The sequence below is a fragment of the Photobacterium lucens genome (assembly GCF_009873615.1).
GTDB lineage: Bacteria > Pseudomonadota > Gammaproteobacteria > Enterobacterales > Vibrionaceae > Photobacterium > Photobacterium lucens.
Genome location: NZ_SSMG01000140.1, coordinates 1 through 6,780, shown reverse-complemented (window position 1 = coordinate 6,780; position 6,780 = coordinate 1). Strand labels below are relative to the sequence as shown.

At 40.9% G+C, this 6,780-nt stretch carries 9 protein-coding genes and 1 riboswitch; of the genes, 3 read left to right on the top strand and 6 right to left on the bottom strand.

Translation table 11 applies throughout. From position 1 onward, the window contains the following. Window positions 1-335: 335 nt before the first annotated feature. The 4 genes from moaE to moaA form a co-directional block, all read right to left on the bottom strand. Window positions 336-782: a molybdopterin synthase catalytic subunit MoaE gene (gene moaE / locus E5A76_RS06900; protein WP_008987541.1), complete on the bottom strand. Its 447-nt coding sequence runs from the start codon at window positions 780-782 to the stop codon at window positions 336-338. A gap of 3 nt (window positions 783-785) precedes the next feature. After that, window positions 786-1,031, bottom strand: a complete 246-nt coding sequence (moaD, locus tag E5A76_RS06895; protein WP_107165383.1) for a molybdopterin synthase sulfur carrier subunit — start codon at window positions 1,029-1,031, stop codon at window positions 786-788. Next, window positions 1,028-1,507, bottom strand: a complete 480-nt coding sequence (gene moaC / locus E5A76_RS06890) for a cyclic pyranopterin monophosphate synthase MoaC (RefSeq protein WP_053986943.1) — start codon at window positions 1,505-1,507, stop codon at window positions 1,028-1,030. The genes moaD and moaC overlap by 4 nt, the downstream gene beginning before the upstream one ends. Window positions 1,508-1,596: 89 nt before the next feature. Further along, complete coding sequence (gene moaA / locus E5A76_RS06885; protein ID WP_187695580.1) at window positions 1,597-2,601, bottom strand: GTP 3',8-cyclase MoaA; 1,005 nt, start codon at window positions 2,599-2,601, stop codon at window positions 1,597-1,599. After that, a riboswitch (molybdenum cofactor riboswitch) is annotated at window positions 2,575-2,744 on the bottom strand. (Overlaps the previous gene by 27 nt.) Before the next feature lie 184 nt (window positions 2,745-2,928). On the opposite strand from moaA, the gene E5A76_RS06880 reads away from it, so the two are divergent. From E5A76_RS06880 to yvcK, 3 genes are all read left to right on the top strand, one after another. Next, window positions 2,929-3,156, top strand: a complete 228-nt coding sequence (locus E5A76_RS06880) for a hypothetical protein (protein WP_053986945.1) — start codon at window positions 2,929-2,931, stop codon at window positions 3,154-3,156. A gap of 216 nt (window positions 3,157-3,372) precedes the next feature. Next, complete coding sequence (locus E5A76_RS06875) at window positions 3,373-3,948, top strand: LON peptidase substrate-binding domain-containing protein (protein WP_053986946.1); 576 nt, start codon at window positions 3,373-3,375, stop codon at window positions 3,946-3,948. 105 nt (window positions 3,949-4,053) lie between these two features. Further along, the gene (gene yvcK, locus E5A76_RS06870) at window positions 4,054-4,950 is read left to right on the top strand and encodes a uridine diphosphate-N-acetylglucosamine-binding protein YvcK (protein WP_053987175.1); all 897 of its coding nucleotides are present in this window, start codon (window positions 4,054-4,056) and stop codon (window positions 4,948-4,950) included. Here the strand turns inward: yvcK and E5A76_RS06865 are convergent. Continuing rightward, window positions 4,912-5,271 (bottom strand): Hpt domain-containing protein, encoded by a 360-nt coding sequence (locus E5A76_RS06865; protein WP_053986947.1) that lies wholly within the window; start codon window positions 5,269-5,271, stop codon window positions 4,912-4,914. The two genes, yvcK and E5A76_RS06865, sit on opposite strands and share 39 nt — an antisense overlap. Beyond that, window positions 5,272-6,726, bottom strand: coding sequence for a quorum-sensing sigma-54 dependent transcriptional regulator LuxO (gene luxO, locus E5A76_RS06860; RefSeq protein WP_053986948.1), 1,455 nt, complete (start codon window positions 6,724-6,726; stop codon window positions 5,272-5,274). It abuts the gene before it with no gap. Between the last annotated feature and the right edge of the window lie 54 nt (window positions 6,727-6,780).

Genomic DNA, 6,780 nt, shown 5'->3' with positions numbered 1-6,780 from the left:
ATTCTCATTATAACGACAGATTTATCCTACTAGTAACATATCAACCAAATAAAAAAGAGGTTAAACTATATTCAATAAAGTGTTTATGCTTTATTTACTGATTTATAAAGAAGAACTTTACACTGCAATTGAAGAGTATCTATATGAGACCAGTAGGTTTTGCTACGCCGCGCAGCCCATCACGTTTTCGCCATAACTACGTTCCATCTATGATGACATCACGTGATAAGAATAAGAAAAACGAACAAACCAAATAACGAAATATCCCCTACCTCAGCTGTTTAATTTATACAAAAAAAGGAGCCTCTCGGCTCCTTTTTTACATGCAATCTTGATTATTTTGACCAACGATCGGCAGCAGAAGTATCTGTTTCGCGCGCATCAACCCATCGGCTTTGCTCTGGGGTTTGCTCTTTCTTCCAGAACGGTGCGCGTGTTTTTAAGTAATCCATAATGAATTCACACGCTTCAAAAGCAGCACCACGGTGAGCACTGGTTACGCCAACAAAAACAATCTGATCGCCCAACGCTAAATCACCTACTCGGTGGATCACTCGAGTTTTCAATAATGGCCAGCGTTGATTTGCTTGATCAACAATTTCCTGTAATGACTTTTCCGTCATCCCAGGATAATGCTCTAACGATAATCCTGTAACCGCGTCACCTTGGTTAAAATCACGTACTTTACCGATAAATGTAACTACCGCGCCGGCTTCAGTGCCTTCAGAGAGCTTTGCGTATTCATCAGCAACAGAGAAGTCATCAAACTGAACAGAGATCATGGGTTAACCTCCTGTTACTGGCGGGAAGAATGCCACTTCATCACCATCCTTCAATGGTGTATCTAACGAACAGATCGTTTGATTAACAGCAACTAATAGCTTTCCAGACTCTAATGCTAATTGCCACTTATCGCCACGAGTTGCTAGCTCACTACGCAGTGCATCTGCGGTTGCAAAAACAGCGTCAACTTCAAGGCTATCGATACCAACAAGCTCTTTGACTTGTGCAAAAAAGAGAACTTTGATCATGCTTCTACCTTAAAGTGACCTGATTTACCGCCTGTTTTTTCTAGCAGACGAACTTGGCTAATTACCATGTCTTTTTGTACCGCTTTACACATATCGTAAATAGTCAAAGCAGCAACAGAAGCCGCTGTAAGCGCTTCCATTTCAACACCAGTTTTACCCGCAAGCTTACAGCAAGACTCAATACGCACCTTATTTTCAGCAGGGATCGCTTCCAACTGTACTTCTACTTTTGATAGCAATAGCGGGTGACACAATGGGATCAAATCCCATGTTTTTTTCGCTGCTTGAATACCCGCAATACGTGCTGTTGCGAACACATCACCTTTGTGATGCTGTCCTGAAACAATCAGCTCTAGTGTTTCTGGTGCCATGTGAACAAAAGCTTCGGCACGTGCTTCACGTACGGTTTCTGCTTTAGCTGACACATCGACCATATTGGCTTCGCCAGATGCATTAATATGTGTAAATTGATTCATTATGTAATCGTTCCTCAACGAAGCGATAAACACAGCACGGCAGTAACATGACTCACCATGCTGACTAAAATAAGGGAAAATAAAGGGCGTTAACCACCAATAGAGGCTAAGTTAGGTGTCATACCTGTTTTGCCTTCATCCAAGAAATGGCTTACTGCTTTTTCATTAAGCCCAGCTTGAATACGTGCGATCAGTTCATCTTTTTGATCATCACGCGCCAGCAAATCACGCAAATCGACACCTTGCTCACCAAATAAACACAGGTGTAGCTTACCTTTTGCCGAAACACGTAAACGGTTACAGCTTTGGCAGAAATTCTTTTCGTAAGGCATGATCAAGCCAATTTCGCCCATATAATCAGGGTGACAGAAAACTTGTGCTGGGCCATCGTTGCTACCTTTTACTTTCAGTAACCAACCATTGGCGATCAAATGATTACGAATGCTCACACCTGATAGGTGATGATTTTGGAATAAACTATCCATCTCGCCTGTTTGCATTAATTCAATAAAACGCATTTGAATAGGACGAGTCTTAATCCATTCTAGGAATTTAGGAAGTTCTTGCGAGTTTAAATCTTTGAGGAGTACCGTGTTGATTTTTACCTGCTCAAAACCTGCATCAAACGCTGCATCAATCCCTTCCATCACCTGATGGAACATATTCTCACCCGTAATTTGGTAGAACATTTTAGGATCTAAGCTATCAACACTCACATTAATGTTGGTTAAACCAGCCTCACGCCATTCATGAACGTGCTTAGCCATACGATAACCATTAGTTGTCGTAGCAACTTTATTGATCCCAGGAATATCAGCAACCGTCTTAATAATATCTGTAAAATCACGGCGTAAGCTTGGCTCACCACCGGTAATACGGATCTTATTTGTGCCACATTCAGCAAACGCTGATGCGACCCGATGGATCTCATCCAAGCTCAAAAAAGAAGCTTTCTTCTTCTCTGTCGGATGGTAGCCGTCAGGTAGGCAATAGGTACATTTGAAGTTACAAACATCTGTAACAGAAAGTCGCAAGTAGTAAAACTTACGATGGAAACTATCTTCTAATTGTTTCGCCACGGAACACCTTTCCAAATACGGGAGGCCAATTCATTTCTAAACCAACCCTGGTGACAAATCGTCACTGGCATTAATCACCTATCAACTTTTGAACGTATATATAATCGTTCAATACCACTTAGCAACTTAGTGATAAATGCTCGGAGTTATGGCAGTTATGCAAAGCAAATCAATCCTTGAGAGAATATTACACAACAGCATTTCTAATATAAAAGTATCGGACATTTTCCGTATTTAACAAATTACAGAAAAAATCCCGTCGTATTCTACCTTTCGAGCCGGATCACGACAATACTAGTTAATAATTTAACCACTAATTTACCGATAAAAGTGAGGGTTATTATGGCAAATATCATGGAATCAGCCTCCATCGAAGATATTGCACTCTATCTCCAACGTGAGGATGGCATTGATGCAGCTTCAGCACAAACAGCAGCCCAAGAGGTGATTAATGGATTTATTGATATGCGTGATAAAGGGCTGATTAAAGGATGGTATTTCGATGAATTAGGTCATTTAGAGCTACTGCCAACAGATATTGCACTGTCTATTATTGAACGTCAGAAATAAGGCCTACCATTGCGTTTTTCAAAACATGATTTGCAAATTGCGACGAATAGAATGAGATAAGGAGCAATTTGCATTCATCCCCCCCTAAACTGATTCAACCTTGCTCTAATTGCCCAGTTTTAAAGAAAAACATTTTCGAGGGATCACTTTTTAGTAGGCACTAGATTTGCATTGTATATAAAACTAGACATCGCACATTTAACGATGGAGTTCATTATGACCAAGATGCTTCCTTTGCTTTTCCAAAAACGTCATATACTTCCTTCTGGGCGAATGCAAATCTATATTTCACCTGTAGATCAAGTACCTACCCTAAAAGCTGCGCTTGCTTCAAAAAACGGTTTAGGTATTTGTATGTACAGCGATAAGAAAGAAGCGCAACATCTTTTTCATATAGGTACCCGCGTCACTATTGATGACTTTGATCAAGATCCCAATACCCAATTGTTGAAGCTTACTGTGTCGGGGCAAAACAATTTTAAAATTCAGTCCATAGAGCAAACCACCGATGGCGTATTCTGGGGGAAAACGACCTCTTTGCCTCGCTGGAAAGCCATTGAAATCAATAATGAACAACGCCTCTTAGCCATACGTCTAAAAAAGATGTTCGAGAAATTTCCAGATCTCGATGACCTATACAAACGTAAAGACTTCGATAATTTAAGTTGGTTATGTCAGCGATGGTTGGAAATATTGCCTTTACCAGCAATCGATAAACAACAATTATTAAATAAGCCAACCTGTTTAAACACTTACGATTATTTAATGAGTATGATCAAAACCAGTCACTAAAAGCATTTTTGTGATATTACGTATAATTTACACAGCAACAAATGCAACAATGTACATTATTTGATAGTCTGGCTGCTCATCAAAAATATAATAAAAGCCAACTTTATGCTTAAAGCTGATAAATCCAATAAGAAAATTGTAGCTATTGGAGGAGGACACGGACTAGGGCGTATCCTCTCTTCCCTTTCCAGTTACGGCTCACAAGTAACTGGCATTGTTACAACTACAGATAACGGTGGCTCCACCGGACGCATTCGCGCTTGCCAAGGTGGTATCGCCTGGGGTGATATGCGTAACTGTATTAATCAGTTAATAACAGAGCCCTCTGTAGGTTCAATGATCTTTGAATACCGTTTTAAAGGGAATGGCGAGTTAGATGGTCACAACCTTGGTAACTTAATGCTTACAGCGTTAGATAATCTGTGTATTCGACCATTAGAAGCGATCAACCTGATCCGAGATATGCTTAACGTTGAAACTCAGATCATCCCAATGTCTGAGCATCCTTCTGATCTTGCTGCATTTACTCATAGCGGTGAAATCATTAGCGGCGAAACGAGCGTCGATGAGCTGCAAGAAATTCCAAAACGTTTATTTTTAGAACCTGCCGTACCTGCGACAAAGGAAGCAATCCAAGCGATTAACGAAGCGGATCTAATTTTACTTGGTCCTGGTAGCTTCTTAACGAGCGTAATGCCCGTTTTGCTGTTACGTGATTTAGGATTAGCCCTGAAGAAATGTGATGCCCAGATCACCTTTATCACCAACCTAGATAAAGAGCATGGACCGGCAGGAAAAATGTCACTTGAAACTATGCTGCACTGGTGTGAGCGCGCAATGAATGGACGCAAGATTGATACGATTTTAACGGATAAGCCTCACCCTGAATTAGAGCAAAGGTTTCATTTACAAATCGAAGATCTTGCATCCAATAATCATGAATGGCGACATGATCGCGATAAGCTAAAGCATGCGGTTGATAAGCTCATTATTTCCCGCTAACTGCTTATACTCCACAATCATACCTTCGACCATTTGCCTAAATTCAGGCAAATGGTCAATCATCCAATCATCTTGACCTTGTTTGACACGATACTCGCATTCCTGTGCCATCAACGCTAAATCATCGGCACCAAAACTGGCAGCACTACTTTTGATCGCATGACTAATTTCACCAATTTGATCAACTGACGGATGATTAGATAGTTGTTTTGAATACTGCTCTAGTTCATCACTAAATACGTTTAGTAATAAAGACACAGTATCTTCACCGACTTCATCTGCAAGGCGCTTAATCGTTTCAGAATTTATCGTTGTTGCCATTTAATCCATCTCCCTACCACTGGCGTTGTTCTCTTGCCAAGCCTGTAATTTGCGATAAATCGTTGACGGGCTTACTTCTAATAATCCCGCAGCTCTTGGAATATTGCCATCACAAGCGTCAATTGCCCATTGTATCGCTCTTTTTTCTACTACCCAGAGCGGCTCTATTTTATTTTTCTGATGATCATGCGAATAAATTGATGCATCAGCGACGCTTTTTTCGCGTCCTTTATCTGGTATTGCTCTAGAATGAGATGCAAATTCTACACCGTTAATTGCATTGATCGGTGGAGGTACCATTTCGAGTTTTACTTCATCACCCGAATTTAAAACCACAATATTACGTATCACGTTTTGTAGTTCACGGACGTTACCCGGCCAAGAGTAGGACTCAAATAGACGTAGAACAGGCTCTGAAAAACGACTAAAACTTTTTCCTTCTTCTAACGACATTAATCCCAATAGTGCATGGGCAATTTCAATAATATCGCCACCACGCTCTCTTAGTGGCGGTAATGAAATTGGAATAACATGAAGACGATAATACAAATCTTCTCGAAAACGTCCTTCTTGGACCTCTTCCCAAGGATTACGGTTTGTTGCACACACAAAGCGTACATCTACACTACTTATTTTAGACGATCCAACTTTCTGATAAGTACCTGTTTGAATAAATCGTAACAGCTTACTTTGCAGATCAAGATCCATTTCGCACAGCTCATCCAGCATCAAGGTGCCGTTATGTGCCATTTCTACCGCACCTTGGCGCTCAGTGGATGCACCAGTAAACGCGCCTTTTACGTGACCGAACAATTCACTTTCAATCAAATCTTTAGGAATCGCCGCACAGTTAAGCGCAATAAAAGGTTTATCGTGACGAGGGCTAGCTGCATGGATGGCTTCAGCACAGACTTCTTTACCCGTACCACTTTCTCCCGTAATGAAAACGGTAGCTTTACTTGAGGCTGCCGATTCAATCACCCGGTAAACAGCCTGCATCGGTAAACTATTACCAATAAAGCCTTGGTACTGCGCCCCTTCAGATTGCTTCGACTGATTACTTGTATGAGATTTATTTTCAGCCTTTAGGACTTTATTGACTGTGATACGAAGTCGGTCCGCTTCACAGGGTTTGATTAAAAAATCTTGTGCGCCATAACGTATGGCTTCAACCGCAATATCAATTGAACCATGGGCTGTCATGATCACAACAGGAACATTGCCATGATTTTTTCTTACTCGCTCAAGCACCTCCATACCAGTCATGTCGGGCAAACGTAAATCTAATAAAATCAGATCGGGAATAATATCTTGAATAAAGCTCAGCGCTTCTTTCCCTGTACCTACGATGCTTACATTAAGTCCAAGGGGATTTAAGTAAGATTTGTACAAGGCAGCAACCGACGCTGTATCTTCAACCATTAAGACTTGGCGTTGCTGTATTTTGCTTTCCATTGCTCCTCCCAAAATAAGCCCCTTAAACTAATTGTAATCAATAGAAAAAATTAT

Excerpts from the sequence above, each read along its gene's own strand:
- E5A76_RS06875 (WP_053986946.1), top strand. The coding sequence starts at position 3,373 with ATGACCAAGATGCTTCCTTTGCTTTTCCAAAAACGTCATATACTTCCT.
- E5A76_RS06865 (WP_053986947.1), bottom strand. The coding sequence starts at position 5,271 with ATGGCAACAACGATAAATTCTGAAACGATTAAGCGCCTTGCAGATGAA.
- luxO (WP_053986948.1), bottom strand. The coding sequence starts at position 6,726 with ATGGAAAGCAAAATACAGCAACGCCAAGTCTTAATGGTTGAAGATACA.
- moaC (WP_053986943.1), bottom strand. The coding sequence starts at position 1,507 with ATGAATCAATTTACACATATTAATGCATCTGGCGAAGCCAATATGGTC.
- moaD (WP_107165383.1), bottom strand. The coding sequence starts at position 1,031 with ATGATCAAAGTTCTCTTTTTTGCACAAGTCAAAGAGCTTGTTGGTATC.
- E5A76_RS06880 (WP_053986945.1), top strand. The coding sequence starts at position 2,929 with ATGGCAAATATCATGGAATCAGCCTCCATCGAAGATATTGCACTCTAT.
- yvcK (WP_053987175.1), top strand. The coding sequence starts at position 4,054 with ATGCTTAAAGCTGATAAATCCAATAAGAAAATTGTAGCTATTGGAGGA.
- moaE (WP_008987541.1), bottom strand. The coding sequence starts at position 782 with ATGATCTCTGTTCAGTTTGATGACTTCTCTGTTGCTGATGAATACGCA.